We start from the raw sequence: 26317 nt of genomic DNA on the forward strand, positions 1-26317 counted from the left end.
TTGCGGTCAAAGTCCGCAAGCGGCAGGCCGCATCATTTCAGGCCGCCACCCATGGCGCGATACAGTTCGATCATGTTGGTGAGCCGCGCCAGCCGCGTCGTCACCAGGCTCTGCTCCGCGCTCGACAGGGTCCGCTGCGACACCAGGGTCGGCAGGAAGCCGTCGACACCCGCGCGGAAGCGGGCCTGCGTCAGGTCATAGGCCTTGCGCGCAGCATCCCGCTGCGAGGTCTGCGCCTCGACCTGATCGGTCATCGTGCCACGCCGGGCGAGCGCATCGGCGACTTCGCGGAAGCCGGTCTGCACGCTCTTTTCATAGGTGGCCAGCATCGCGTCATAGGTCGCCCTGGCGTAACGCAGATTACCCTTGTTCCGGCCGAAGTCGAAGATCGGCAGGGTCGCACTGGGCGCCACCGACCAGGTATCGCTGCCCGACTTGAACAGGCCGGACAGGCCAAGGCTGACCGTGCCCAGCGCCGCCGTCAGCGACAGCTGCGGGAAGAAGGCCGCCCGCGCCGCACCGATATTGGCGTTGGCCGCGATCAGTTGATGCTCGGCCGACGCGATGTCGGGCCGGCGCAGCAACAGGGTCGAGGGCAGTTCCGCCGGAAGATTGTCGAGCGTGACATGGCCTTCCGGCAGGGCCGAGGGCAGATCCTCGCTGCCGAGCGTCGTGCCCGCCAGCAGGTTCAGTGCATTCTGGTCCTGCGCGACCAGCGTGGTAGCGCTGGCGATGGCGGCCCGCGCCTGGTCATAGCTGGTCTGTGCCTCGCGCACTTCCAGTTCGGACGCGATGCCCTTGTCGAAGCGGGCCTTGTTGAGGTCCAGCGTCTCCTTGAACGCGGTCGCCAGCGTCCGCGCGATCGACAGCAATTCCTGATCGGCGGCCATGTTCACCCAGGCCGTCGCCACTTCCGCCACCAATGCGGTCTGGGCCGCATTGCGGTTTTCGACCGAGGCGAAATATTGCTCCTGCGCCGCCTTGGTCAGGTTGCGCACCCGGCCGAACAGATCGATTTCCCAGGCAGAGATGCCGACCTGCGCCTGATAGACGTCGGTGTTCAGGCGCTGGCTCTGGCCGAACTGGACCAGCGGCTGTTCCGAATAGGTCGCCGTGCCGGTGGCCCCGACGGTCGGCAACAGATCGGCCCGCTGCACCTTATATTGCGCCCGTGCCTGCTCGACATTGGCCACCGCAATGCGCAGGTCGCGATTGTTGGCGAGGCTCGTCTCGATCACCCGCACCAGGCGCGGATCGGTGAAGAAATCGCGCCAGGCGGTATCGGCCGGCACGATCGCCGCGCCGCCGTCCGCCGCGGCCGCATAGGCCGGCCCCTGGGGGCTGGCCTGCGGCACCGGCAGTTCGGGGCGGGCATATTTGGGCGCCATGTCACAGGCGGCCAGCGTCAGCGCCAGAGAGGCGACCGACATTGCTTTGATATTACGCAACATTCTTATGCCTCCTGCGGTGCGTTCGGCGTTTCGCCGTCGGCGTTACGCTGTTCTTCCCCTTCATGATGTTCGCGGAACAACCGCTTCACCACGGTGAAGAAGACCGGCACGAAGAAGATGGCGAGGACGGTGGCGGACAGCATGCCGCCGACCACGGCCCAGCCGATGGCGTTCTGGCCACCCGCGCCCGCGCCCTTGGACACGGCCAGCGGCAGCACGCCGAAGATGAAGGCGAAGCTGGTCATCAGGATCGGCCGCAGACGCAGCTTGCCCGCTTCCAGCGCCGCCTTGGCGGGCGGCAGCCCTTCGCGCATCTTCTCTTCGGCAAATTCCACGATCAGGATCGCGTTCTTCGCCGACACGCCGATGGTCGTGATCAGGCCCACCTGCAGATAGATGTCGTTGTTGAGGCCCGCCAGCGTCGCCGCGATCACCGCGCCGAGCACGCCCAAGGGCACGACCAGCATGACCGCAATCGGCACCGACCAGCTTTCATACAGCGCAGCCAGGCAGAGGAAGACGATCAGCATCGAGAGCGCATAGACATAGGGCGCCTGTCCACCGGAAGTCTGTTCCTCATAGGAAATGCCGTTCCAGGCATAGCCGATACCGGCCGGCAGCTTGGCCGCGAACTCTTCCATCGCCTGCATCGCGGTACCGCTCGACACGCCGGGTGCCGGGGCGCCCTGGATGTTCATCGACGGCACGCCATTATAGCGTTCCAGACGGGCCGGGCCCTGGACCCATTCCGTGGTGGAGAAGGCGGAGAGCGGCGCCATCACGCCCGTGCTGCCACGCACATGATAGGCGTTGATCGCGTCGGCCGAGGTGCGGAACGGCGCATCGGCCTGGACATAGACGCGCTTCACACGGTCGCGGTCGATGAAGTCGTTGACATAAGATCCGCCCAGATTGGTGCTGATCGTGTCATTGACGTCCGACTGGGCGATGCCCAGCGCACCAGCCGCCGCCTGATCGACATTCAGCTTCAGCTGCGGCGTATCTTCCAGACCATTGGGACGGACCTGCGCCAGGCGCTTGTCGCCCATCGCCATGCCCAGCAACTGGTTGCGGGCTTCCAGCAGCTTCTCATGACCAAGATTGGCCTGATCGAGCAGCTGGAAGTCGAAACCGGACGCATTGCCCAGTTCCTGCACGGCCGGCGGCACGAAGGCGAAGGCCATGCCCGACGAGATCTTCTGGAACGCCATATTGGCGCGCAGGGCGATCGCGGGGACGCGGTTGTCCGCACCCGACCGTTCATGCCAGTCCTTCATGCGGGCAAAGACGATGCCGACATTCTGGCCCTGGCCCACAAAGCCGAAGCCGGCGACCGTGAACACGGCCGAGACATTCTTCTTCTCGTCGACCAGATAATGGTCGCGCATCCGGGCGAGGGCCCGCTCGGTCTCTTCCAGCGTCGTGCCCGCGGGCAGCGACACCTGGTTGATGATGATGCCCTGGTCCTCGTCCGGCAGGAAGCCGCTGGGCAGGCGCAGGAAGATGAAGGCCATGCCGACCACCACCAGGCCATAGACCAGCATGGTCCGAACCCAGCTGCGCTCGACCTTCTCGACGCCCTTGCCATAGCGCACCACGCCCTTGTCGAAGGTGCGGTTGAACCAGTCGAAGAAGCGGCCGAGGATCGAACCGATCGGCCCGTTCCAGCTATGCCCGTGCGAGGCGGGCTTGAGGATGGTGGCGCAGAGCGCCGGGGTCAGGATCAACGCGACCAGCACCGACAGGATCATCGACGACACGATGGTGATCGAGAACTGGCGGAAGATGACGCCGGTCGAGCCGCCGAAGAAGGCCATCGGCAGGAACACCGCCGACAGCACCAGGCCGATGCCGATCAGCGCGCCGCTGATCTCGTCCATCGACTTCTTGGCTGCTTCCTTGGGGCTGAGCCCTTCATCCTGGATCAGACGTTCGACATTCTCGACGACGACGATCGCGTCGTCGACGAGCAGGCCGATCGCCAGCACCATGCCGAACAGGGTCAGGGTGTTGATGGTGAAGCCGGCTGCGCTGAGGATCGCCAGCGCGCCCAGCAGAACCACCGGCACCGCAATCGTCGGGATCAGCGTCGCACGCCAGTTCTGCAGGAACAGGAACATGACGACGAACACCAGCAGCACGGCTTCGAACAGGGTATGGACCACCTGCTCCACCGACAGCTTGACGAAGGTCGAGTTGTCGACCGGGAAGTCATATTTGACCCAGCTGGGGAAATTCTTCGACAGCTGGTCGACGCGCGCCTTGACCGCTTCCACCGTGTCGAGCGCGTTGGCGCCCGGTGCCAGCTTGATGCCGAAGCCCGATGCCGGATGGCCGTTGAACTTCACGCCGAAACCATAGGTTTCCGCGCCCAGTTCGACCTTGGCGACATCCTTCATCAGCACGACCGAACCGTCGCTGTTGCTGCGCAGGCGGATATTCTGGAATTCCTCCGGCGTGCGCAGGCGCGACTGGGCGGTGACGGTGGCGTTGAGCGCCTGGCCCTTGGGCGAAGGCGAACCGCCGATCTGGCCGGCCGACACCTGGGCATTCTGCGCGGTGATCGCCGACTTCACGTCGCCGGTGGTCACGCCCAGATTGGCCATCTTGTAGGGGTCGAGCCAGATGCGCATCGCATATTGCGAACCGAACAGCTGGGTATCGCCAACGCCGGTGACGCGACTCAGCGGATCCTGAAGACTGGACGCGATAAAGTCCGCCGCGTCTTCCTGGTCATGGATGCCGTCGTCGGAATAGGCCGCCATGATGAGCAGGAAGCTGGACGTGGACTTGCCCACGCGCAGGCCCTGCTGCTGCACTTCCTGCGGCAACAAGGGGGTCGCCTGCGACAGCTTGTTCTGCACCTGCACCTGCGCAATGTCAGGATCGGTGCCCTGCTCGAAGGTCAGGGTGATGTTCAGATTGCCCGACCCGTCGCTGGTGGACGAGAAATAGCGCAGATTGTCGATGCCCTTGAGCTGTTGCTCGATGATCTGCGTCGTCGTGCTTTCCAGCGTCTGGGCGTTGGCACCGGGATAGGTGGTCTGGATCGTCACCGCCGGCGGGGCGATTTCCGGGAACTGCGCGACCGGCAGCGACCGGATCGCGAGCAGGCCCGCCAGCATGATGACGATGGCGATGACCCATGCGAAGATGGGCCTGTCGATAAAATAGCGGGCCATGGCTTAGTGCGCCTCGCCCGCGTTCGACGCGCCTTGTGCAGCGGCCGGCTTCGCGCCGCCTTCAGGCGCGGTCACCTGCTGCGGCGCGCCGGGCTTCACCACCGTGCCGGGGCGCAGATTGACCAGCCCCTCGACGATCAACTGATCGCCCGGCTTCAGGCCGCTGGTGACGATCCACTTGTCGCCGATCGCGCGGTCGACGGTGACCTGGCGCATCTCGACCTTGTTGTCCTTGCCCACGACCATCGCCGTAGCCCGGCCGCGCGCGTCGCGCGAAATGCCCTGCTGCGGGGCCAGGATCGCCTGGGTGCGCTCACCCTCGATCAGCTTGGCGCGGACATACATGCCCGGCAGCAACAGGCCGTCGGCGTTGGGGAAGATCGCGCGCAGCGTGACCGCGCCCGAGCTGGAATCCACCGTCACATCGGCGAACTGCAAGCGGCCTTCACCCGGATAGACGCTGCCATTGGGCAGGATCAGCTGGATGCGGGCGCCCTGCGCCTCGCTGATGCCGCCGGCCTTCATCGCCTGCTTGAGGTCGATGATCTGCGCGGCCGACTGTGTCACGTCGACATAGACGCGGTCGGTGCGCTGGATGGTGGTCAGCGGATCGGCCTGACCGGTCTGGACCAGCGCGCCCGGCGTCAGCAGCGAACGGCCGATACGGCCCGAAATCGGCGCGCGGATGCGGGTGAAATTCTGGTTCACCTGCGCTGCCTGTACCGCGCCCTGCTGCGCCGCAACATTGGCGCGCGCCTGCTGGGCCGCGGCCGCCGCGTCATCATATTCCTGCTTCGACACCGCGTTTATGCCGACCAGATCCTTGTAACGCTGGGCCTGCAGCCCGGTCGAGCGGATCGCCGCCTGGGCATTGGCCAGCGAACCCTGGGCTTGGGCGAGCGCCGCGCGATAAGGCGCGTCCTCGATCTCGTAGAGCAGTTGCCCGGCCTGGACATTGCCGCCTTCGGTAAACAGGCGGCGGCGGATCACGCCGCTGATCTGCGGCCGGACTTCGGCCGTTTCAAAAGCCGAGATGCGGCCCGGCAGTTCGTTCAGCAACGGTGCCGACTCGGTCTTGAGCGTCACCACGCCCACGCTCGGCGGCGGCGGTGCGGGCGGCGCTTCCTGACCGCAAGCGCTCAGCGCAAGGGCCGAAACACAGGCCAGCAATCCGAAGAAGTTCCCCTTTTGCATCAATTTTCCCAATCCGATAAATATCGCAGGACCGGAATGAACGTTCATTCCGCTTGCCGCGCACCTAAGAAGCTGTCAGAGGGAATTCAAGAGAAAAACAATTTTCCGAGGGTAAAATGGTTGCAGCGCAGCATGAAAAAAGCAGTCGCGACCGTGTACTTGCAGCGGCGCGAGACCTGTTCAACAGCCATGGTTTCCACCAGACGTCCATGGCCGAACTCGCTTCCGCCGCACAGGTATCAGTGGGGCAAATATATCGGCTTTTCAAAGGAAAGGAAGATATCATCGAGGCTATCGTCCATGCCGACGCCGATCAGTGGGCGGAGGACGTCGATATCCTGCGCAAACGACTCGACAGTGGCGAGTTGAGCATCGACGATACGTTCGAGCAACTGATGTTGCACGTCATTGACGAAAAGGATGAGGCGCTGTCCTTCGACATCCTGGCCGAAAGCTTCCGCAATCCGACGGTCGGCGAGATGATCGGCACCATGTGCGGCCGTTTCCGCGACGATATTCGCGACTTTGCCTGCGCCGCCAATCCTGAGCTTTCGGGCGAGGCACTGGACGGCGCGGAGGAGATGATCCTGGCCTGCATGTTCGGCCTGGGCCATCGCAGCCTGTCGCGCCCCAATCTCAGCCCGGAGGCGTCGGCCCGGCGCGCCGCCCAGATGATCGTGGCAGGCCTGAAGGCCGTGCGCTGATCGCAGCGAAAGCCGGTTCACACCGATCGTGAACCGGCAGCGGCGGATCACTCCACCAGTTCGCCGCCCTTCACCACGTCGCTGACATGCTGCAGCAAGGTGACGTCCTTGAGCGGATCACCCTGCACCGCGACGATGTCGCCATAGCGGCCGACCGCGATCGCGCCGACATCGGCCTCCCAGCCCAGCGCCTTGGCGCCGCTGACGGTCGCCGCCTGGATCGCCTGCATCGGCGTCATACCCCATTCGACCATCTTGGCGAACTGCTTGCCATTGTCGCCATGGGGATAGACGCCGGCATCAGTGCCGAACAGCATCGGCACGCCCGCCTTCACCGCCTTGCGGAAGGTTTCGCGCTGCAACCGCCCGATCAGTTTCTCCTTGTCCAGGCTTTCCTGTTCGGTGCCATTGGCCGTGCCGGTCGCCAGGATATAATCGTCATTATAGATATCCATGTCGAACCAGGTCTTCCTGCTCGCCGCCAGCTTGATCGTCTCGTCATCGGCCAGGCTGCAATGTTCGATCGTGTCGATCCCGGCCTCGATCGCGGTGCGGATACCGTCATTGCCATGGGCATGGGCCGCAACCTTGAGGCCCAGCATATGCGCCTCGTCGGCGATCGCCTTCATCTCGTCAAAGCTCAGTTGCTGCGCGCCGACCGCGTCGCCCAGCGAGAAGACGCCGCCGGTCGCACAGATCTTGATCACGCGGGCGCCATATTTGTGCAGCCAGCGCACCTTGGCGCGGCCCTCCTGCGGGCTGTCGACCACCGAAGGTTCCTTGCGGTCCATCGAGGGCGGCAGGCCGCCGCCATCGCAATGGCCGCCGGTCGCACCGATTGCATAGCCGGCCGGAATGATCCGCGGCCCGACAATCTGCCCCTCCTCGATCGCCTGCTTGAGGCCCACATCGGCAAAATCGGCCGAACCGACATTGCGCACCGTGGTAAAACCGGCCTTCAGCGTGATGCGCGCATTCTTGACGCCCACGGCCGTCCAGAAACTGTCGGTGTAACGCAGCCCCTGATAGCCGCCTACTTCCGCCAGGCTGGTCAAATGGACGTGCATGTCGATCAGGCCCGGCAGGATGGTCTTGCCCGACAGGTCGATATGCCGAACGTCGCTGCCCCAGCGCACGGTCCGGGCGTCGGCGATGCCGGTAATGCGACCATCGGTGATGAAGATGGCCGGATGATCGACCGTCTTGCCGGCCAGCACATCGACCATATGGTCCGCGGTGACGACCACCTGCTCGGCAAGCGCCGGCGCGGCAGCCAGCGACAACAGGATGGTGGTGGCCATGGCCGATGCCCGGACAGTCTTCAACATGCGATGCAAATCCCCTTGGGCGATCGATGTCCGGGCCGCGTATGGCCGGATCATCATTGCCCCAAGCCCCTGACCTAGCGACCAAAGCCCGCCAGCATCAAGGGCAAAGATGGATGGCGGCATCGCGCCGCCCACCCCCGTTTCACCCCCGTCCACCGCAAGCCCCTGCCCTGCCCGCAACCTGTTGGCGCCCCGCCCATTGGAGGATCAATCGAGGGAGGTATTTCATGGATCTGGAAGCGAATTTCGGCCGCGCCTATTTCGAGCAGCGACGCGACCGCAATCGCCAGTTGGCGGCGCGATCGGCCACACCGGCGCTGCGCAACATGCATCTGGAATATGCGCGGCTCTACGAGCAATTGCTGCAGGCGGAGGACGCGCAAGCCGTCCAGCCGTCTATTTGGCAGCGACGCCCTGAGGCAGCACCACGGCCGACCAGCTCTTGCCCGGCACCAGATATTTGGTCGCCAGCGCCTGGATATCGGCCGGCGTGACGTTGAGCAGATCCTGGCTCATCGTCTGCATCGCCTGCACATAGCGGGGATCATGGGTCGATCCCTCCATCTGCCCCATCCAGAAGGCATTGCCGGTGCTGGCGCGCATCAGCAACTGCCGCATCGGCGCCACCGCCCGTTGCAGTTCGTCGGCGCTGATCGGCGTTTTCGCCAGATCGGCAGCCGTTTCCTTCACGACGCTGTAGAAATAATTGACCCGGTCGGGCCGCACCTGGCTGGTCACCAAGATATAGCCGCCGCTATCATAGGAGAAGGGCCAGCTATTCTGCACGCTGGGCGAATAGGCAGCGCCCTCGGTCGAGCGCAGCTTGTCGAACAGCCGGTCATTGAAGATCTGGGTCAGGATTTCGAGCTGGCGCGCCTCCTTCGTCAGCGCAAAGCCGCCCGAGGTCGGCCAGGCCATGACGGCAGCCGCCTGTTCCTTGTCACCATCATGGCGCAGGATTACCGGCTGTTCGACATGGGCGGGGAAACGCTGCACCTTGTTCGCGGCCGGCACGGGCACGTCCGGGCGAGCCGGCATCGCGCCAAAGGTCGCCGCCACGGCCTGGATCGCCTCTTCGGCCTTCACCTGGCCGAAAATCTGGATCTCGATCGGCCCCGAAGCCAGGATCGGCTCCCAGGTCTGGCGGAAGCTTTCGGGCGTCAGCGCGTTGATTTCCGCCTTGGACGGGGTGCGGAACCGCACATCCTTGTCGTGCAGCAGCCAGTTGAGGTCGCGCCCCAGCACGCCATCGGGCGCGCGCGACATCGCGTCATAAGCGACCGAGGCGCCGGTCTTCACCCGCGCGATCGGCGCGGGATCCCAGCCGGGCTGGTACAGCTTGGCGGCGAACAGGCGCAACTGGTCCTTGTAATCGGCCGGGCGCGTCACCGCCTGCAATTCGAACGCGTCATCGTCGGTCGAAAACTGCATGCCCATGCGCCGGCCATTGGTCAGGTCGTCCAGTTCCCGCTGGCCCAGCTTGCCGATGCCGCTCGCTACCAGCGCATAATCGCCAGCCCAGCTCGCCACCGGCTTGGTGGGTGAGAAGGCCTGCTGGCCATGACCGAAGCGGACATTGATGCGTACCTTCTCGGTCTCCGCATCATTGGCGAACAAGGTCAGCTTGACGCCGTTGGAGAAGGTGATGCTCTCCATCCCCTGCAACCCGACCGGCGTGCGCGACACGACGGTCGCGGGCGCACCGAATTTGGGTAGGTCGTCCATCGTCACCGCCTTGTCGGCCAGGCGGGCATTGGTCGCCGCCTTGACCGGCGCGGCCAGCGCAGCGGCCAGCTTCTGGTCCTGCCCCGCCTCGACCTTGCCGGTGATCAGCATCGCCCGGAACACCCCGGCGGAAAAGAGGCGGCGGGTGCAATCCAGTATCTTCTGCGGCGTCATCGCCGGCTTGCCGGAACGGAAGATGTCGAGCGCCGCCTGCGGGCTGACCGTGGTTTCGCGAATGTCCACTGCGCTTACCAGATCGCTCGCCTGCTTGGCCCCGGCTTCCGTGTCGGCATTTTCAACCTGGATCGCCAGCGCCGTGTCGAGCTGCGCATATTCGCGGTCGATTTCCTGCTGGGTCGGCGGCGCGGCCTTGGCATCCTCGATGATCGCGCGCACATCGGCCAGCGCCTTCTCCCAATTCTCGCCGGTGGGCGTGATGGTGATGAAGGTGCCGTCGGCCGACCGGCTGATATCCTGCTGATCGACGCCTGCCGCCAGGAAGCTGCCCCCGGCCCGTGCCGCCTGCTCCAGCCGTCGGCTGACGATCTGCAGCGCCAGCATGTCGGTCAGCTTGTCCTGATTATAGACGATCGTGTCGGCATGCGGCTTCCACGGGCGCAGCCAGGCCATGGTGAGGCCCGTCGGCGAGCCCGGCTCCACCACGACGCGGGTGGCCGGCGCCTTGGGGTCCGGCTCGCCGAAATCGGGCTGCTCGGCGCCCTTGCCGCTATCCTGCCAGCTGGCAAAATTATCCTTGAGCAACTGTTCGGCCAACGCCGGGTCGATATCGCCGGCAATCGCAATCACCGTGTTTTCAGGGCGATACCAGCGCTGATGGAAGGCTTCTGCCTTGGCCGCGGTCACCGCGTTGAGCGTTGCGACCGTGCCGATCGGCGCATGGTCAGCCAAGGCCTGGCCGGCAAAGAAATGCTGGCGACTGGCGTCGGAAATGCGCATCTGCGGACCGTCGCTCTCGCGCCGTTCGGCCAGCACCACCGCCCGCTCGGCATCGACCGCGCTGTCGACGATATTGGGGTCGGTCATCATGCCGGCCAGGATCTTCAGGCTTTCGCCAAGGCTCGTCTGATTGGCCTGCGGCAGGTCGAGCGCATAGGTGGTGCCGGTCGGCGTGGTCGCGGCATTGCTGTCGCTGCCAAAGGTGACGCCCAGCCGCTGCCAGATGCGCTTCGACTCGCCATCGGGCACATGGCGCGACCCGCGCATCGACAGATGTTCCATGAAATGGGCATAGCCCTGCTCATCGGGACGCTCCATCAGCGATCCGGCATCGATGCGCAGGCGGATCGACACCTGCCCTGGCGGCACGCCGTTGCGGCGGATGGCATAGCGCAGCCCGTTGGACAGCGTGCCGAACCGCCACGCCGTGTCGATCGGCACATCACTATTTTCGTAGAGCCAGGGGCGGATATCCGCCTGGCTGCCGCCCGGCGCGGCCTTTGCCCCGGCGACCGAAGGATCGGTTCTTGCCGCCAGCGGCAGGGGAGAGCCCGACAGAAGCAGGGCCAGAATGGTGAGCGAAGCGGCCGAACGGCGAGAGGTCAAACGCATAGGCAGGGGAGCCTAACGGCATTTTCCTGAATGACCACTGACAAAGATGGCCACGCCGCGGCATCGGAGCATTGCACACAGAAGGGGGAACCGCTCTTGCGCCCCAAGCGATGCGACAATGAAAATATGGCGCGCACGCAAAATTGCGCGCGCCAGAGCGGTTGGTCCCGGACGCTCCATGGGGGGAACGCCCGGAACGCCTCAGCTATTAGCCGCGCGGTGCGCCGGTGCGCTGGACCGCGCCCTTGTGCGTGCCGACGGCGCCACCGCCGCCACCGCGACGACGACGGAAATTCTTCTTGGCGCCGGCACCATCGCCTTCGCCACGATGCGCGCCCTCGCCACGATGGCCCCCTTCACCACGGCGAGCCTTGTCGGGCGCGCCGCGCTGGGCCTTCTGCCCTTCCTGATAGCGACGCTGGCCTTCGGCACGCTTAGCCTGCTGGGCCGGGCTCTGGCTCGGCCCCTTGCGCTGCGGCGCGGGCTTGGGAAGGTTGCGCACGGCCTCCAGGAAATTCTCTGGCAGGGGCACGATCTCGGGCTTCACCTTGGTCGCCCGCTCGATCGCCTTCAGATAAGGCCGTTCGTCATCCGCCACGAAGCTGATGGCGATACCGTCTGCGCCGGCACGCGCCGTCCGCCCGATGCGGTGAACATATTGTTCCGGCACGTTCGGGATTTCGAAGTTGATGACGTGGGACACGCCCGACACGTCGATGCCGCGCGCGGCGATGTCGGTCGCGACCAGCAGCTTGCAATGGCCGTGGCGGAACGCCTGCAGCGCGGTGGTGCGCTGTGCCTGGCTCTTGTTGCCATGGATCGCGAAGGCCTGAATGCCCGCGCCCTCCAGGAAGCGCACGACGCGGTCGGCGCCATGCTTGGTGCGGGTGAAGATCAGCGCGCGGTCGATCTCCTCGGTCTTCAGCACGATATGCAGCAGTGCCTGCTTTTCTGCCTGGTTGACGAAGGTCAGCTGCTGGCGGACGCGCTCGGCCGTGGTCGACTGCGGCGCGACGCTGACCTTGACCGGATCATTGAGGAACTGGCCGGCCAGCGCCTCGATCTCCTTGGGCATGGTGGCCGAGAAGAACAGGTTCTGGCGATCGCGCGGCAACAGCTTGGCGATGCGCTTCAGCGGGTGGATGAAGCCCATGTCCATCATCTGGTCGGCCTCGTCGAGGACGAAGATTTCCGTGTCCTTGATGGTGAAGGCGCGCTGGTCGATCAGGTCAAGCAGACGGCCGGGGGTGGCGACGACGATGTCGACGCCGGCCGACAGGGCACGGATCTGCTTGTTGACCGGCACGCCGCCGAACACGGTTTCCACCGACAGGCGCAGGAAACGGCCATAATCGCGGAAGCTCTGGGCGATCTGGGCAGCCAACTCGCGGGTCGGCGACAGCACCAGCATGCGACAGCCCTTGATCGGCGTCGGCTTGGGATTGCGCGCGAAATAGTCGAGGCTGGGCAGCGCGAAGGCTGCGGTTTTGCCGGTGCCGGTCTGGGCGATGCCGCACAGGTCGCGGCCTTCCAGCAGGACCGGAATGGCCTTTTGCTGGATCGGCGTCGGCTCGGCATATTTCTTGGCGGTCAGCGCCCTGATGATTGGCTCGGAAAGACCAAGTTCATTGAAATGCATGAGAAACTCACAAGTCGGCCGGGCGCCAACCTGTCTGCGGACGCAGCAAGGGCGCAAGGCGGGTTAGGAAACGACCCGCGTGAATAGGGAAGCCTCAAGCTTGGCGCAGACTGTCATTGGCCGGTTCCCAGGGCCTGTCAGAGCCGGGAACGATCACGCTGCCAATCGCTATCGGGCCCCAAGGGCCATGCTGCGCTGCCGCACATATGGGGCAAATGCCGCTGAAAAGCAAGCGGCCACGGGATTTCGCCCGCGGCCGCCCAACATCATGCCAATCCTTTAAAGACTGACCTCGGCATGCTTGTCGCGCAACTCCGCCCGGACATCGCCGCCGAACATCATCTTGAACACGCCGCCGATCGACAGATCGGCGCGCCAAATCTCCGCCGTGCCAAGGTCAAAGCGCAGCATCAGCAGGTTGGGATCCTGTCGTCCGCCCGGATACCAGGCCTCGATCTGCTTCGACCAATAACGGTCGATCACCGCCTCGTCGGTCTCCGGCACCAGCGTGCCGTTGATGCAGGCGAACAGATAATGATCCTTCGCCGCGAACTGCGCCATGGCCGGCCCGCCGGCGGCCAGCCGATTGTCGCGACTGGTGTAGAACCAGAAGCAATGATCGGCATCCTTGTCCAGTTGCGCGGTCATCGGCACGCTGTGCGCATGGCTGCCCTGCAACCCCACCATCAGGAACGGGCTGCTCGACAGGTCCGTCCAGAAACGCTCGCGAATATCCTTGTCGTCGCTCATCTTTCCATCTCCTTATCTGGGGCTTCACCAAAGGAAATGGCCCGACGCCGCCGAAGTTCCGTTTGACCGCTTGATCTCGCGCGCGCACGTCGCCACATAGCGGCCATGCTGATCGAGACTGAACTCACGCCCAATCCGGCGACCGTCAAATTCCTCCCCGGCCAGGCCGTCATGGGCGCCGCGGGCACCCGCGACTTCGCCAGCCCCGAAGAGGCGGAAGCCTCGCCGCTGGCTGATGCGCTGTTCGGCCTGGGTGACGTGACCGGCGTCTTCTTCGGCGCCGACTTCATTTCGGTGACGATCGCGCCGGGCGCCGAATGGAGCGACGTGAAGCCGGAAATTCTCTCGATCCTGCTCGACCATTTCTCGGCCAACATGCCGCTGTTCGCCGCCGGCACCGCCGCGGGCTTCAGCGTCCCGGCCGAGGAAGAGGCCTTCACTGATGACCCGGAAGATGCCGAGATCGTCGACCAGATCAAGGATTTGATCGAAACCCGCGTGCGTCCGGCCGTGGCCAATGACGGCGGCGACATCATCTATCGCGGCTTCGACAAGGGCACCGTCTATCTGCGCATGCAGGGCGCCTGCGCCGGCTGCCCCTCCTCCTCCGCCACGCTCAAGAACGGAATCGAGCAGCTGCTCAAACATTATGTGCCGGAAGTGACGGAAGTCCGCGCGGTCTGACGCTGCGATGACCGGATTTGGCAAATCGCCCCGGATCGATTAACCGCAGCCATATCCATATCGGCACCGCGGCCTCGGGGGAGTGAATTTGCGCATATTGGTCATCGACACCGCCACACAGGCGCTGTCCGTTGCGCTGCTGGAAGACGGCCAGCCAATCGGCCATTTTCATGAAATCGTCGGCCGCGGCCATGCCGAGGCGCTGCTGCCCGCGATCGCCGCCCTGCCCGATGGCGGGCGCGCCGACGCGATCGCGGTCGATGTCGGGCCGGGCAGCTTCACCGGCGTGCGCATCGGCATCGCCGCCGCCCGCGCTTTGGCGCTCGCCTGGTCGGTGCCGCTCCATGGCTATAGCGCCTTTTCGCTGATCGCCGCGATGGCGGCGCTCGACCATCGGGACGGCCCGGTCGCCGTCACCATCACCGGCGGCCATGGCGAACTCTTCTGGCAATTGTTCGAGACCGATGGCCGCACCGCCACGACCCAGCCCGCCTCCACGCCGATCGCCACGCTCGCGACCCAACTGGACATGGCGCAATTTTACGGCACCGGTGCTGAGGCGCTGGTCACCGCACGCGGCGATGGCACCGCGATAGCCCTCTATCCCGAAGCCGCCCGCTACAACCTGATTGCAGAGCTGCCGCCGCTTGCCCCCTCCCCGCTCTATGGCCGCGAGGCCGACGCCAAGACGATCGCGGAGCGCGCCGCTTCATGATCCCCGCCGGCCTGACGCTCGACACCTATGATGAGGGCGAGCGCAATGCGCTCGCCGACGCCATGGAAGTGATGACCCGCGCCTTCGACCCGCTGTTCGGCGAGGCCTGGACCCTGCCCCAATTGTCGGGGGTCATGACCATGCCGGGCACCTGGCTGACCGTCGCCCATGTCGATGCGGCCCCGCTCGGCTTCGCTCTGGTCCGCTCGGTGCTGGACGAATGCGAACTGCTGCTGTTGGCGGTCGATCCGCTATGGCGTGGCCGTGGGATCGGCCGATCTCTGCTGGGCCACAGCCTGACGCTGGCGCGTCGCCGTGGCATCACGTCGATGAACCTGGAAGTCCGCGCATCGAACATGGCGGTCAAACTTTATGAGACTATTGGTTTCGAATATGTACATCGTCGCCCCGGTTACTATCGGGGCAATGATGGAAAGCTTCATGACGCCTTGAGTTTTCGCATCGACATGCTTGTTTAAGGCAATCTTCTCTTGCGAAGGCAGGCCACAGGGTCTAGCCAAGATATACCGCTCTGAATCCATTTCCTCAGGCGGGTCGCACAATAGAAGCCTTTGCAGGAACCAAGAAAAATGGAAAACGAATCGGCACAGAGCGAACTGCTCGTCACTCTGACCTCCGACATTGTCGCTGCGCATGTCTCGAACAACAGTGTTGCTGTTTCCGACGTCGCAACCCTGATCCAGAATGTTCATGCCGCGCTGACCGGTCTTTCGACCCCGGCACCCGCCCCCGAAGTCAAGCCGGAACCGGCTGTTTCGGTACGCGCATCGATCAAGCCGGATTACATCATCTGTCTGGAAGACGGTAAGAAGCTGAAGATGCTCAAGCGTCACCTGATGACCCATTATCAGATGACCCCCGAAGATTATCGCGCCAAGTGGGGCCTGCCGGCCGATTACCCGATGGTCGCCCCCAATTATGCCGAACAGCGCCGCTCGCTGGCCAAGAAGATTGGTTTGGGCACCAAGCGCCGCCGGACCCGTGGCGGCAAATAAGCCCCACAACTTCGGCATTTACCTATTGCGAAAGGGGCGCATCGACGATGCGCCCCTTTTCCGTTGGAACAAAAGCGGCTAGGCAATGTCCGACTTTTCCATTTTTGAAGCGAGCCAGCCCCCCGCATGAACCGCAAGATCGACGTCGAAGCCCTTTGCCACGAAAAGGGCCTGCGCATCACCGAACAGCGCCGGGTCATCGCCCAGGTGCTGAGCGACGCGACCGATCACCCCGATGTCGAGGAACTGCACAAGCGCGCGTCCACCATCGATCCGGGCATCTCGATCGCCACCGTCTACCGCACCGTGCGCCTGTTCGAGGAAGCCGGCATTCTGGAGCGCCACGATTTTGGTGACGGCCGCGCCCGCTACGAAGCCGCCCCGGAATCGCATCACGACCATCTGATCGACGTCGAAACCGGCAACGTCATCGAATTCGTCGATCCCGAACTGGAACTGCTGCAGAAGCAGATCGCCGAAAAGCTCGGCTTCCGTCTGGTCGACCATCGCATGGAACTCTACGGCGTCGCCCTCGACCGCAAGGACTGACGCCTTGGCGCCACTGCGCCGGGCAGGCCGCATCACCGCCCTTCTGGGCAGCCTGCTGCTCTGCCTGCCCCCGCACCTCTTGTGGCGCCTGTTTCGCCGTCCATCCCCCTGGCCACGCCGCTTCCTGGGGATGGCGGCCCGCTCGGTCGGCGCCCGCGTCCGGGTGGAAGGTCGCCCGGTCGACAGCGACATGTTCCTAGTCGCCAATCATGTCAGTTGGATCGACATTCTCGCCCTCGCCGACGCCACCGGCGCCGCCTTCGTCGCCCATGACGGCATTGCCAGCTGGCCGGTGATCGGCTGGCTCGCGACCCAGAACAACACATTGTTCGTCTCGCGTGAGAAACGCGGCAGCCTGTCGGGCCAGCTCGATGCGTTGCGCGCCGCGCTCGCTGGCCATCAGCCGGTCGCGCTTTTTCCGGAAGGCACGACCAGCGACGGCAGTGGCCTGCTGCCCTTCAAGCCCTCGCTGCTCGCCGTGCTGATGCCGCCGCCGCGCGCGGTGATGATCCAGCCGGTCCATATCGACTATGGCGCGGCCACGACGGAGATCGCCTGGCACGGCGACGAACCGGCCGGCGCCAACGCCAAACGGCTGCTGGAGCGCAAGGGCCGCCTGCCCGTCACCATCCGGTTCCTGGAGCCGTTCGACCCGGCCAGTTGCGCCGATCGCAAGATATTGGCCGCCACCGCGCACCAACGTATCGCCGCAAGCATTGCCGCGCAGCTGCCACCTTCCTCTTCGGCCCAAGCGCCTGTATAGCTGGACGGCATGAATCGTAACGACGCCCCCGAACATACCGCCGGCAAGGGCCCGGCCACCTTCCAGGTCAAATCCTTCGGCTGCCAGATGAACGTCTATGATGGCGAACGCATGGCCGAAATGCTGGGCGAGCGCGGCATGACCGCTGCTGCCGATGGCGCAGAGGCCGACCTCGTCATCCTCAACACCTGCCACATCCGCGAAAAGGCGGTGGACAAGGTCTATTCCGACATTGGCCGCCTGACCCGCGAGGATGGCACGCGCCCGATGATCGCCGTCGCCGGCTGCGTCGCCCAGGCCGAAGGCGGCGAAATCCAGCGTCGCGCCCGCAATGTCGACATCGTCGTCGGCCCGCAGGCCTATCACCGCCTGCCCGACCTCATTGGCAAGGCGCAGCGCGGCGAGGATGCGGTCGACACCGACATGCCGGCCAATTCCAAATTCGCCGCCCTGCCCGGCCGCACCAAGCAGGCCCGGCCGACCGCCTTCCTGACGATCATGGAAGGCTGCGACAAATTCTGCACCTATTGCGTCGTGCCCTATACCCGCGGCGCGGAAATCAGCCGCAGCTGGTCCGCGATCTTGGACGAGGCCAGGGCGCTGGTCGATGGCGGCGTGCGCGAGATCACCCTGCTCGGCCAGAACGTCAATGCCTGGACCGGCGAGGATGATCGGGGCCGGATGCAGGGCATGGATGGCCTGGCCCGCGAACTGGCACGGCTGAGCGGACTGGAGCGCATTCGCTACACCACCAGCCACCCCAACGACATGAGCGACGGGCTGATCGCCGCCCATGGCGACGAGCCCAAGCTGATGCCCTTCCTCCACCTGCCGGTGCAATCAGGCAATGACCGTGTCCTCAAGGCCATGAACCGCAGCCACACGGTCGACAGCTATCTGCGCATCATCGAGCGCGTGCGCGAAGCGCGGCCCGACATCGCCCTGTCGGGCGATTTCATCGTCGGCTTCCCCGGCGAGAGCGACGCCGAGTTCGAAGATACTCTCAAGATCGTCGATCAAGTGCGCTATGCGCAATGCTATTCCTTCAAATATAGCCCCCGCCCCGGCACCCCGGCGGCGGAGATGGATCACCAGATCCCGGCGGCGGTGATGGACGAACGGCTGGCCCGGCTGCAGGCCGCGATCAACCGCCATCAGGTCGATTTCAACAGCGCCACGGTGGGCCGCACCACCAGCATCCTGCTCGAACGCAAGGGCCGCTATCCCGGCCAGCTGATCGGCAAAACGCCCTGGCTGCAATCCGTTCATGTCACCGCGCCCGAATATGGCATTGGCGACATGGTCGATGTCGATATCATCAGCGCCGGCCCGAACAGCCTGGCCGGCGAAATCAGCAGGAGGAAAGCCGCTTGAACCAAAGCCTCGTCATTCCCGCACAGCCGGGAAGCCATCTCCCCGACCCACGGCGCCTGCCGGTCCTTACGAGATGCATGACGAGCCAGGGAGGCTTTTGAATGGGCAAGAAACCGCACCATCCCCGCACCGACATTGCCGAGCGCGCGCGCCTGGAAGTGATGTTCGAGAAACCGCATCTTCTGGGTGCGCTGTTCGGCCAATATGATCAGAATCTGGTCGCGATCGAGAACCGGCTCGGCGTCTATATCGCCGCGCGTGGCAACAAGCTGCAGATCGAGGGCGAGGCCGAAGCCGCTGCCCGCGCCCGCGACGTGATGACCGGCCTCTACAACCGCATCGTCGCCGGGCAGGAAATCGACAATGGCGCGGTGGAAGCCGTGATCGCCATGTCGGCCGAACCGACGCTGGACGGCATCATCCGCCATGACGTCGCCGAACCGCCCAAGGTGATGATCCGCACCCGCAAGAAGACGATCGTCCCGCGCTCCGCCACACAGGTCGCCTATATGGAGGCGCTGACCCGGAACGACATCATCTTCGCGCTTGGCCCGGCAGGCACCGGCAAGACCTATCTGGCAGTTGCCCAGGCGGTCAGCCAGCTCATCACCGGCAGCGTCGACCGCCTGATCCTCTCCCGTCCCGCCGTCGAGGCGGGCGAGAAGCTCGGCTTCCTGCCCGGCGACATGAAGGAAAAGGTCGATCCTTACCTCCGGCCGATCTACGATGCGCTGCACGACACGCTGCCGGCCGAACAGGTCGAACGGCGGATCGCCAGCGGCGAGATCGAGATCGCGCCGCTCGCCTTCATGCGCGGCCGGACGCTCGCCAATGCCTTCATCGTGCTGGACGAGGCACAGAACACCACCATCGCCCAGATGAAGATGTTCCTGACCCGCTTTGGCGAAGGCAGCCGCATGGTCATCTGCGGCGATCCCAAGCAGGTCGACCTGCCGCAACCCGGCATTTCGGGCCTGGCCGACGCGGTCGCGCGGCTGGACGGGGTCGAGGGCATCGCCATGGTCCCCTTCGGCATTGGCGACGTCGTGCGCCATCCGGTGGTCGGCCGCATCGTCCAGGCCTATGAGGGGCCGGATGCCTAAATCTTCACAACGGATCTCAACATTATGATCGAAGTCGCTGTCCTTCATGAAGAAGGCTGGCCCGGCGCGGACTGGGAATTTCTCGCGCAACAGGCGGTGTCGGCCGCCATTGCGCACAGTCCCTATGCCGCCTTCGCGACCGACTCCACCCTCTATGAAGTCGCGGTCAAGCTGACCGACGACGATGAGGTGCATCAGCTCAACCGCGCCTATCGCGAGAAGGACAAGCCGACCAACGTCCTGTCCTTCCCGATGGTGCAGGAAGACCTGCTGGAAGTGACGGCCAATACCGACGATGGCGAAGTTCTGCTGGGCGATATCGTGCTGGCCGAGGGGGTCTGCGCCGCCGAAGCCGCGGAAAAGGGCATATCGGTTGCCGACCATGCCACGCATCTGATCGTCCACGGGACTTTTCATTTGCTTGGATATGACCATATGGACGACAATGAAGCCGAGGCGATGGAAGCGCTGGAAATCCGCGCACTCCTCAGCCTCGGTCTGGCCGATCCCTATGGGGATCGGGACAATGGTTGATCATGCTTATTCGGATCCGGTCCATCACCGGCTTCGACAATGTTCTGAAACAGGGGAATAGGAAGTAAGATGGCTGAAGGCAGCCCGAAGGATAGCGCCGGTTCCAAGGAAGCGGACAGTAGTAACGAGGGCGGTTTATGGAGCGGCCTGAAGTCGCTCCTGTTTGGCGAGAATGAAGCCCCCAGCCTCCGCAAGGAACTGGAAGAGGCGCTCGACGAATATGATGAGGAAGAGCAGGAAGAGGGCGCGGCCCCGCCTGCCAAGGGCGACCTGTCCGCGATTGAGCGGCAGATGGTCCGCAACCTGCTGCATTTTTCAGAACATACGGTCGACGACGTCGCCCTGCCTCGCGCCGATATCGTCGCGATCGAGGAAAAGGCGAGCTTTTCCGAACTGGCCGAACTGTTCGCCGAGGCCGGGCATAGCCGCATCCCGGTCTATCGCGAGACGCTCGATACGATCGTCGGCATGGTCCATATCCGCGATGCCTTCGCGATCCTTGCCGGCAAGGCGCCGGTGCCCGACACGCTGGCGCCGCTGATCCGCCAGCCGCTTTATGTGCCCGAAAGCATGGGCGCGCTCGACCTGCTCGCCGAAATGCGCGCCAAGCGCACCCATCTGGCCATCGTGCTCGACGAATATTCAGGCACCGAAGGCCTGCTCACCTTCGAGGATCTGGTCGAGGAAATCGTCGGCGAGGTCGAGGACGAGCATGACGACGCGCCCGAAGCCATGCTGGTGCCGCTGGAGGGCGGCATGTGGGACGCCGACGCCCGCGCCGAACTGGACGATGTGGCCGAGGAAATCGACCCGCGCCTGGGCGAGATCGAGGAAGATGTCGATACACTGGGCGGGCTCGCCTTCGTGCTCGCCGGCCGCGTCCCCGAACCGGGCGAGATCATTCTGCACGAACAGAGCGGCTGGAAGCTGGAAGTCTTGGCCAGCGACGGCCGCCGCGTCACCCGCCTGCGGCTCCACCCGCCGGTCGAACAGGAACTGGAAGCGGAAGAGGCCTGAGGGTCAAGCCTTCGCCACGGTGATGATATTCATTGGCGAGCAGACGTTCCGCCATTCCTCTCCCGTTTACAGGAGAGGGAGGGGCCCGCACCGAAGGCGTGGGAGGGTGAGGGTCTTCTGGCGTAAGCAGCCCTCATCCAACTTCGCCTAGCCGGCTTTGCCAGCAAGGCTTCGTATCCTTCTCCCGCCAGCGGGAGAAGGAGTGTTCGCAGTTGGCCGTTAGTCTCGCTGCCCTTATATCGTCGCTGCGAGTACAGCTGGGCACTTCGACATCGCTGCCATTCAACCTTCGTCTTTCGCATCGCAAAATGTTAACGGGGCATATCTAGGGCGTATCGATATTCAACCGAACGGCGGGCATGCGCAGCGAGCGATCTTCTTTCAGGCACCATCCTTATGCCGATATGGCGGTCGCCGCGCCATGGTCGCGTCTCGAACGGATAGTGTTTCTTGCCGTCTGCCTCGCGACTTTGTTCTTCGCGACCGTGACGCCTCCCTTCCAGGCACCAGACGAGAACCAGCATTATATGAAGGCGCTGGCCCTGTCGCAGGGTCATGTGGTGACGAAAGTCCATGGCGGCCGGATCGGCGCGGAACTGCCGCGTGCGGCCGTCGACCTGCATGCTTTCGATTTCCCGACCGAGCCGGACGGCCAACGCCATCGCTATGAAAAGAGCATGATCGACCGCGCTTGGTCTACCGACGCCGCCCGCCCCGGCACGCGCTTTGCCGAATTTCCCAATGTCGCCAGCTATGCGCCGACGCTCTATGCTCCCGGCGCCGTCGGCCTTTGGATCGGCGACGCGCTGGACCTGCCGCGCATCGGCGCCTTTTATGCCGGCCGTATCGCCAATGCGCTGACCGCCTTGCTGCTGCTTGTCGCCGCGCTGCGCCTCATTCCCTTCGGCCGGATGGCGCTGCTCGGCACCGCGCTGCTGCCGACCTTCTGCTATCAGATCGGCTCACTCTCGCCCGATGCGGTCATCAACGGCATCGGCTTTCTCGGCCTCGCTCTGGCGCTGCGTGTCGGCTTCATGGCGCCGCAGCGCGCCAGCACCGTCGCCACGCTGGTCACCGCGCCGCTGCTGGCGCTGGCCAAGCCGCGCCAGCCTGTCGCGCAACGCCCTGATCCTCGGCGCGATGCTGCTGGGCGCTGTAATTTTCGCTGTCTGGATGAAGGCGAACGACGGCAGCCAGGCGCTCTATCACATCACCTCGCGCAAGACCGGGGAGAGCGTGCTGACCGCCCCGCTGGCGCAGCAGCTGGCCGTGATCCTGGCCGATCCGGCCGGCTATGCCCGCATCCTCGCGTCCAGCATCATCGAACGGGCGCCAGTCTATGCGCTGCAGATCGTCGGCCGCTTCGGCTGGAACGCGATCCTGCTGCCGCTGCTCGCCTATCCGCTCGCCCTGCTGATGCTCGGCAGCGCCGTGCTGAGCGGATCGGGCGCGCGCTCCGGCCTCGGCCAGCGGCTCTGGTGGCTGGCGATCGCGCTCGGCACCGCGCTGCTGATCGAAACCGCCATGTATCTCACCGGCACGCCGCTCGGCGCCGATTATGTCCAGGGGACGCAGGGCCGTTATTTCCTGCCGCTGCTGCCGCTCGTGCTGCTGACGCTGATGCCGGCCGATCCGCTGCGCGGCGCCCGCCTGCTCTGCGCCGGCGCAGGCCTGACGCTGCTCATCATCGCGATGCTCAGCGCCTGGGACAGTTTCTGGGTCTATGGCTTCGTCACCGCCGACGGCATGCCGCCGCACAGCAGCATCGGCCGCGCCTTACTGCTGCCCTCGCCGCGCTGGTAGCCAGACCGCGCACAGCACAAGCCAGCCCAGCCCCTCGACCCATCCGGCCATCACGTCGCTCGGCCAATGCACGCCCAGCCATACCCGGCTGGCGCCGATCAGCGCGATCATCGCCCCGCCCGCGCCATAGGCCCAGCGCCGCCCGGCCAGCATCGCCAGCGCACCGAAGAACATCATGTTCCCCGCCGCATGACCGCTGGGAAAACTATAGCTGTGGACGATGTCGAGATGCGGCAGCAGGTCGGGCCGCGGCGCCGCGAAGATCTGCTTGAGGATCAGGTTGAGCAGCGTGCCGCCAATCTCCACACCGGCAAACCACAAGGCCGCCGCGCGCCGCCCGGTAAAGACCAGTGCGCCCAGCACGATCAGCGACAGGATGATGCGGATCGCCGTGCCGCCGATCGCCGAGGCGAGCCGCATGACCATCGTCACATGCCCGCCCAGCGCCGTCTCGCGCCCCTGCCCGGCCCAGCCCATCAGGCCGATGTTGAGGTCGTCGAGCAGCCCATTGCGCTGCGCCAGCGCGATTCCCAGCACGCAAAAAAGCGCGAGGATGAATATCCCCGCGCCCTTTGCCAGCATGACCTGCCGATCAGATATGGAGCGCACGCCCATAAGCGGCGAGCACGCTTTCATGCATCGATTCCGAGATGGTCGGGTGCGGGAACACCGTCTGCATCAGTTCGGCTTCGGTGGTCTCCAGCGTCTTGCCGATGGTATAGCCCTGGATCATCTCGGTCACTTCCGCGCCGATCATGTGGGCACCCAGCAATTCGCCGGTCTTGGCGTCGAACACGGTCTTGGTGAAGCCCTCGGCCTCGCCCAGCGCGATCGCCTTGCCATTGCCGATGAAGGGGAACATGCCGACCTTCACGTCATAGCCCGCTTCCTTGGCCTTGGCTTCGGTCAGGCCGACCGATGCGATCTGCGGGTGGCAATAGGTGCAACCCGGAATGTTGCGCACGTCCATCGCATGCGGGTGGACATCCTTGTTGCCCAGCGCCTGCGCGATCGCCTCGACCGTGGTGACGGCTTCATGGCTCGCCTTGTGGGCCAGCCATGGCGGCGCGGTGACGTCGCCGATCGCCCAGATGCCGTCGACATTGGTGCGGCCATAGGCGTCAGTCTTGATGTGGAAGCGCTGATCGGGCTCGACGCCAACCTCTTCCAGACCGATATTCTCGACATTGGGGACGATGCCGATCGCCACGATGACATGGCTATATTCGGCGGTGATGTCCTTGCCGGCCTTGTCCTTGATGGTCGCGGTCACGGCCTTGTCGGTCGCGGCGATCTTCTCGATCTTGGCGCCGGTCAGGATGGTCATGCCCTGCTTCTTAACCGCCTTTTCGAGGAAGGCCGAGACATCGGCATCCTCGACCGGCACGATCCGGTCCATCATCTCGACCACGGTCACGTCAGCGCCCATGTCGTTGTAGAAGCTGGCGAATTCGATACCGATCGCGCCCGAACCGATGACCAGCAACTTGGTCGGCATTTCCGCCGGGGTCATGGCGTGGCGATAGGTCCACACGCGCTTGCCGTCGGCTTTCAGCTGCGGCAGGTCGCGGGCGCGAGCACCGGTCGCGACGATGATATGCTTGGCGGTCAGCTCTTCGCTCTTGCCGTCCTTGGTGACGGTCAGCTTGCCCTTTCCGGTCAGCTTGCCATCGCCCATGTGGACGGTGATCTTGTTCTTCTTCATCAGGTGCGTGACGCCCTGATTGAGCTGCTTGGCGACGCCGCGCGAGCGCTTCACCACCGCCTCGATGTCGGCGCTGATCTTCTCGGCAACCAGGCCATAATCCTTGGCATGCTGCATATAATGGAAGATTTCGGCCGAACGCAGCAGCGCCTTGGTCGGAATGCAGCCCCAGTTGAGGCAGATGCCGCCCAGATTTTCGCGCTCCACGATCGCGGTCTTGAGGCCCAGTTGCGCAGCCCGGATGGCGGCAACATAGCCGCCCGGGCCGGAGCCGAGGACGATCAGGTCATAGGTATCAGCCATGGTCTCTCTCGTTCTTTCGATATCTTGGTCAGGCCGCGCCCTTATTGGGCAGGCAGCGGCGGCACGGAACGGGGCTGGCGATCCTCACCGATCGCCACGAAGGTGAAGGTCGCCTGGGTCACACGATAGGATCGGTCGTCGTGACGGGCACGGCGCCACGCCTCGACATCGATCTTCATCGATGTGCGGCCGACCGATTTCAGCGTCGCGAACACCGACACCTCGTCGCCGACGATGACCGGACGGTGGAAGGTCATCCCCTCCACCGCGATCGTCACCGCACGGCCGTGGCTATAACGCGCCGCAACCGAACCCGCAGCCGAATCCATCAGGCTCATCAGCCAGCCGCCGAAAATATCCCCATGGGGATTGGTATCGGCCGGCATGGCGATGACGCGCACCGCCGGGCTATGCTCCGGCGGCTGCTCGTCGATCTTCGCCATCAGGCCAGCATGCCCAGCGGATTTTCGATCAGTTCGCGGAACGCCTTCATCAGGCGAGCGCCATCGGCGCCGTCGATCGCGCGATGGTCAAAGCTGCCGGTCGCCGACATGACGGTCGCGATCTGGAGCGAGTCATCGACCACGAAGGGACGCTTCTCACCCGCGCCGATCGCCATGATCATGCCCTGCGGCGGGTTGATGACGGCTTCGAACTGCTTGATGCCGAACATGCCCATGTTCGACAGCGACGCGGTGCCGCCCTGATATTCGCTCGGCTGCAGCTTGCCGGCCTTGGCGCGATCGGCCAGGTCCTTCATCTCGTTCGAGATGGCGGCGACGCCCTTGATGTCGGCACCGGTCACGATCGGGGTGATCAGACCACCGGGGATCGACACGGCCACCGAAATATCGGCGCGCTTGAACTGCAGCATCTGGTCGCCGGCGAACTGCACGTTGCACTCGGGCACCTGCATCAGGGCCACGCCCAGCGCCTTGATCAGCAGGTCGTTGACCGACAGCTTGACGCCACGGCCCGACAGGCCGGCGTTCAGCTCGCCGCGCAGCTTCAGCAGCTTGTCGAGCTGAATGTCCACGGTCAGGTAGATGTGCGGCACCTGCTGCTTGGACTCGGTCAGGCGGCGCGCGATCGTCTTGCGCATACCGTTGAGCTTGATGACTTCGTGCGGGATGCCGAAATCCTGTGCGGCGGCAGCAACCGGCGCCGGGGCAGCGGCAGGCGCGGCAGCGGCCGGCGCAGCAGCCGGCG

Annotated in this window: 23 protein-coding genes and 1 pseudogene; 13 read left to right on the forward strand and 11 right to left on the reverse strand. The window is 64.6% G+C overall.

The window, feature by feature from the left end; translation table 11 throughout:
• Nucleotides 1-32 precede the first annotated feature (32 nt).
• From A0U87_RS14670 to A0U87_RS14680, 3 genes are read right to left on the reverse strand one after another with little or no spacing between them, the layout of a single operon-like run.
• Nucleotides 33-1451, reverse strand: coding sequence for an efflux transporter outer membrane subunit (locus tag A0U87_RS14670; protein WP_169861320.1), 1419 nt, complete (start codon nucleotides 1449-1451; stop codon nucleotides 33-35).
• A 2-nt stretch (nucleotides 1452-1453) separates the two neighbouring features.
• Nucleotides 1454-4633 (reverse strand): efflux RND transporter permease subunit, encoded by a 3180-nt coding sequence (locus tag A0U87_RS14675; RefSeq protein ID WP_004207583.1) that lies wholly within the window; start codon nucleotides 4631-4633, stop codon nucleotides 1454-1456.
• Between the two features lie 3 nt (nucleotides 4634-4636).
• Nucleotides 4637-5827: an efflux RND transporter periplasmic adaptor subunit gene (locus tag A0U87_RS14680; protein ID WP_048938183.1), complete on the reverse strand. Its 1191-nt coding sequence runs from the start codon at nucleotides 5825-5827 to the stop codon at nucleotides 4637-4639.
• 116 nt (nucleotides 5828-5943) lie between these two features.
• Between A0U87_RS14680 and A0U87_RS14685 the strand changes: the two genes are divergently transcribed.
• The gene (locus A0U87_RS14685; protein ID WP_004207585.1) at nucleotides 5944-6531 is read left to right on the forward strand and encodes a TetR/AcrR family transcriptional regulator; all 588 of its coding nucleotides are present in this window, start codon (nucleotides 5944-5946) and stop codon (nucleotides 6529-6531) included.
• 47 nt (nucleotides 6532-6578) lie between these two features.
• Here the strand turns inward: A0U87_RS14685 and A0U87_RS14690 are convergent, their stop codons facing one another.
• The 4 genes from A0U87_RS14690 to A0U87_RS14710 all read right to left on the reverse strand — a co-directional run bounded on the left by A0U87_RS14690 (nucleotide 6579) and on the right by A0U87_RS14710 (nucleotide 13542).
• Nucleotides 6579-7859 carry an amidohydrolase family protein gene (locus A0U87_RS14690; RefSeq protein ID WP_048938184.1) on the reverse strand — a complete coding sequence of 427 codons (1281 nt, stop codon included), beginning with the start codon at nucleotides 7857-7859 and terminating at the stop codon, nucleotides 6579-6581.
• A gap of 396 nt (nucleotides 7860-8255) precedes the next feature.
• Nucleotides 8256-11153 carry a M16 family metallopeptidase gene (locus A0U87_RS14700; protein WP_048938185.1) on the reverse strand — a complete coding sequence of 966 codons (2898 nt, stop codon included), beginning with the start codon at nucleotides 11151-11153 and terminating at the stop codon, nucleotides 8256-8258.
• 208 nt (nucleotides 11154-11361) lie between these two features.
• Nucleotides 11362-12792 (reverse strand): DEAD/DEAH box helicase, encoded by a 1431-nt coding sequence (locus A0U87_RS14705; protein ID WP_048938186.1) that lies wholly within the window; start codon nucleotides 12790-12792, stop codon nucleotides 11362-11364.
• A 279-nt stretch (nucleotides 12793-13071) separates the two neighbouring features.
• Nucleotides 13072-13542 carry a pyridoxamine 5'-phosphate oxidase family protein gene (locus tag A0U87_RS14710; RefSeq protein WP_048938187.1) on the reverse strand — a complete coding sequence of 157 codons (471 nt, stop codon included), beginning with the start codon at nucleotides 13540-13542 and terminating at the stop codon, nucleotides 13072-13074.
• Nucleotides 13543-13647: 105 nt separating this feature from the next.
• On the opposite strand from A0U87_RS14710, the gene A0U87_RS14715 reads away from it, so the two are divergent.
• The 12 genes and pseudogenes from A0U87_RS14715 to A0U87_RS27030 all read left to right on the forward strand — a co-directional run bounded on the left by A0U87_RS14715 (nucleotide 13648) and on the right by A0U87_RS27030 (nucleotide 23100).
• Entirely contained in the window at nucleotides 13648-14226 is a 579-nt protein-coding gene (locus tag A0U87_RS14715; protein WP_004207592.1) for a NifU family protein, read from the forward strand.
• 88 nt (nucleotides 14227-14314) lie between these two features.
• On the forward strand, nucleotides 14315-14941 hold the full coding sequence (tsaB, locus tag A0U87_RS14720) for a tRNA (adenosine(37)-N6)-threonylcarbamoyltransferase complex dimerization subunit type 1 TsaB (RefSeq protein ID WP_048938198.1): 627 nt from the start codon (nucleotides 14315-14317) through the stop codon (nucleotides 14939-14941).
• Nucleotides 14938-15420, forward strand: a complete 483-nt coding sequence (locus A0U87_RS14725; RefSeq protein ID WP_004207594.1) for a GNAT family N-acetyltransferase — start codon at nucleotides 14938-14940, stop codon at nucleotides 15418-15420. The genes tsaB and A0U87_RS14725 overlap by 4 nt, the downstream gene beginning before the upstream one ends.
• Before the next feature lie 111 nt (nucleotides 15421-15531).
• Nucleotides 15532-15957 (forward strand): MucR family transcriptional regulator, encoded by a 426-nt coding sequence (locus tag A0U87_RS14730; RefSeq protein WP_004207595.1) that lies wholly within the window; start codon nucleotides 15532-15534, stop codon nucleotides 15955-15957.
• Nucleotides 15958-16083: 126 nt separating this feature from the next.
• On the forward strand, nucleotides 16084-16506 hold the full coding sequence (locus tag A0U87_RS14735; protein ID WP_004207596.1) for a Fur family transcriptional regulator: 423 nt from the start codon (nucleotides 16084-16086) through the stop codon (nucleotides 16504-16506).
• Nucleotides 16507-16510: 4 nt separating this feature from the next.
• Nucleotides 16511-17269, forward strand: coding sequence for a lysophospholipid acyltransferase family protein (locus A0U87_RS14740; protein ID WP_048938188.1), 759 nt, complete (start codon nucleotides 16511-16513; stop codon nucleotides 17267-17269).
• A gap of 9 nt (nucleotides 17270-17278) precedes the next feature.
• Nucleotides 17279-18643, forward strand: coding sequence for a tRNA (N6-isopentenyl adenosine(37)-C2)-methylthiotransferase MiaB (miaB, locus tag A0U87_RS14745; protein WP_048938189.1), 1365 nt, complete (start codon nucleotides 17279-17281; stop codon nucleotides 18641-18643).
• Between the two features lie 101 nt (nucleotides 18644-18744).
• Nucleotides 18745-19746 carry a PhoH family protein gene (locus A0U87_RS14750; protein ID WP_048938190.1) on the forward strand — a complete coding sequence of 334 codons (1002 nt, stop codon included), beginning with the start codon at nucleotides 18745-18747 and terminating at the stop codon, nucleotides 19744-19746.
• Nucleotides 19747-19770: 24 nt separating this feature from the next.
• Nucleotides 19771-20280: an rRNA maturation RNase YbeY gene (ybeY, locus tag A0U87_RS14755; RefSeq protein ID WP_004207600.1), complete on the forward strand. Its 510-nt coding sequence runs from the start codon at nucleotides 19771-19773 to the stop codon at nucleotides 20278-20280.
• 69 nt (nucleotides 20281-20349) lie between these two features.
• The gene (locus A0U87_RS14760) at nucleotides 20350-21297 is read left to right on the forward strand and encodes a hemolysin family protein (protein ID WP_048938191.1); all 948 of its coding nucleotides are present in this window, start codon (nucleotides 20350-20352) and stop codon (nucleotides 21295-21297) included.
• A 404-nt stretch (nucleotides 21298-21701) separates the two neighbouring features.
• A pseudogene (locus tag A0U87_RS27025) lies at nucleotides 21702-22340 on the forward strand (DUF2142 domain-containing protein); the annotation flags it as partial.
• Nucleotides 22341-22470: 130 nt separating this feature from the next.
• Nucleotides 22471-23100, forward strand: a complete 630-nt coding sequence (locus A0U87_RS27030) for a DUF2142 domain-containing protein (RefSeq protein ID WP_276609715.1) — start codon at nucleotides 22471-22473, stop codon at nucleotides 23098-23100.
• Here A0U87_RS27030 and A0U87_RS14770 read toward each other — a convergent pair.
• From A0U87_RS14770 to A0U87_RS14785, 4 genes are all read right to left on the reverse strand, one after another.
• Entirely contained in the window at nucleotides 23074-23715 is a 642-nt protein-coding gene (locus A0U87_RS14770) for a phosphatase PAP2 family protein (RefSeq protein ID WP_048938193.1), read from the reverse strand. The two genes, A0U87_RS27030 and A0U87_RS14770, sit on opposite strands and share 27 nt — an antisense overlap.
• Nucleotides 23693-25108, reverse strand: a complete 1416-nt coding sequence (lpdA, locus tag A0U87_RS14775; protein ID WP_010336022.1) for a dihydrolipoyl dehydrogenase — start codon at nucleotides 25106-25108, stop codon at nucleotides 23693-23695. Before lpdA ends, A0U87_RS14770 begins: the two co-directional genes overlap by 23 nt.
• A 41-nt stretch (nucleotides 25109-25149) precedes the next feature.
• Nucleotides 25150-25551: an acyl-CoA thioesterase gene (locus A0U87_RS14780; protein ID WP_004207606.1), complete on the reverse strand. Its 402-nt coding sequence runs from the start codon at nucleotides 25549-25551 to the stop codon at nucleotides 25150-25152.
• Nucleotides 25551-26317, reverse strand: a 767-nt coding sequence (locus A0U87_RS14785; RefSeq protein WP_170978402.1) for a 2-oxo acid dehydrogenase subunit E2, incomplete at its 5' end; no start/stop codon positions are given. The genes A0U87_RS14785 and A0U87_RS14780, both read right to left, overlap by 1 nt.

Source organism: Sphingobium sp. MP9-4, from assembly GCF_005281675.1.
Classification (GTDB): domain Bacteria; phylum Pseudomonadota; class Alphaproteobacteria; order Sphingomonadales; family Sphingomonadaceae; genus Sphingobium; species Sphingobium yanoikuyae.

Bases quoted from the DNA above. Each gene is read 5' to 3' on its own strand.
- A0U87_RS14690 (WP_048938184.1), bottom strand. From the start codon at position 7,859: ATGTTGAAGACTGTCCGGGCATCGGCCATGGCCACCACCATCCTGTTG.
- A0U87_RS14705 (WP_048938186.1), bottom strand. From the start codon at position 12,792: ATGCATTTCAATGAACTTGGTCTTTCCGAGCCAATCATCAGGGCGCTG.
- A0U87_RS14730 (WP_004207595.1), top strand. From the start codon at position 15,532: ATGGAAAACGAATCGGCACAGAGCGAACTGCTCGTCACTCTGACCTCC.
- A0U87_RS14750 (WP_048938190.1), top strand. From the start codon at position 18,745: ATGGGCAAGAAACCGCACCATCCCCGCACCGACATTGCCGAGCGCGCG.
- A0U87_RS14680 (WP_048938183.1), bottom strand. From the start codon at position 5,827: ATGCAAAAGGGGAACTTCTTCGGATTGCTGGCCTGTGTTTCGGCCCTT.
- A0U87_RS14715 (WP_004207592.1), top strand. From the start codon at position 13,648: ATGCTGATCGAGACTGAACTCACGCCCAATCCGGCGACCGTCAAATTC.
- ybeY (WP_004207600.1), top strand. From the start codon at position 19,771: ATGATCGAAGTCGCTGTCCTTCATGAAGAAGGCTGGCCCGGCGCGGAC.
- A0U87_RS14710 (WP_048938187.1), bottom strand. From the start codon at position 13,542: ATGAGCGACGACAAGGATATTCGCGAGCGTTTCTGGACGGACCTGTCG.
- A0U87_RS14770 (WP_048938193.1), bottom strand. From the start codon at position 23,715: ATGGGCGTGCGCTCCATATCTGATCGGCAGGTCATGCTGGCAAAGGGC.
- A0U87_RS14735 (WP_004207596.1), top strand. From the start codon at position 16,084: ATGAACCGCAAGATCGACGTCGAAGCCCTTTGCCACGAAAAGGGCCTG.
- A0U87_RS14760 (WP_048938191.1), top strand. From the start codon at position 20,350: ATGGCTGAAGGCAGCCCGAAGGATAGCGCCGGTTCCAAGGAAGCGGAC.
- A0U87_RS14675 (WP_004207583.1), bottom strand. From the start codon at position 4,633: ATGGCCCGCTATTTTATCGACAGGCCCATCTTCGCATGGGTCATCGCC.
- A0U87_RS14780 (WP_004207606.1), bottom strand. From the start codon at position 25,551: ATGGCGAAGATCGACGAGCAGCCGCCGGAGCATAGCCCGGCGGTGCGC.
- A0U87_RS14700 (WP_048938185.1), bottom strand. From the start codon at position 11,153: ATGCGTTTGACCTCTCGCCGTTCGGCCGCTTCGCTCACCATTCTGGCC.
- lpdA (WP_010336022.1), bottom strand. From the start codon at position 25,108: ATGGCTGATACCTATGACCTGATCGTCCTCGGCTCCGGCCCGGGCGGC.
- A0U87_RS14685 (WP_004207585.1), top strand. From the start codon at position 5,944: ATGGTTGCAGCGCAGCATGAAAAAAGCAGTCGCGACCGTGTACTTGCA.
- A0U87_RS14725 (WP_004207594.1), top strand. From the start codon at position 14,938: ATGATCCCCGCCGGCCTGACGCTCGACACCTATGATGAGGGCGAGCGC.
- A0U87_RS14670 (WP_169861320.1), bottom strand. From the start codon at position 1,451: ATGTTGCGTAATATCAAAGCAATGTCGGTCGCCTCTCTGGCGCTGACG.
- A0U87_RS27030 (WP_276609715.1), top strand. From the start codon at position 22,471: ATGAAGGCGAACGACGGCAGCCAGGCGCTCTATCACATCACCTCGCGC.
- miaB (WP_048938189.1), top strand. From the start codon at position 17,279: ATGAATCGTAACGACGCCCCCGAACATACCGCCGGCAAGGGCCCGGCC.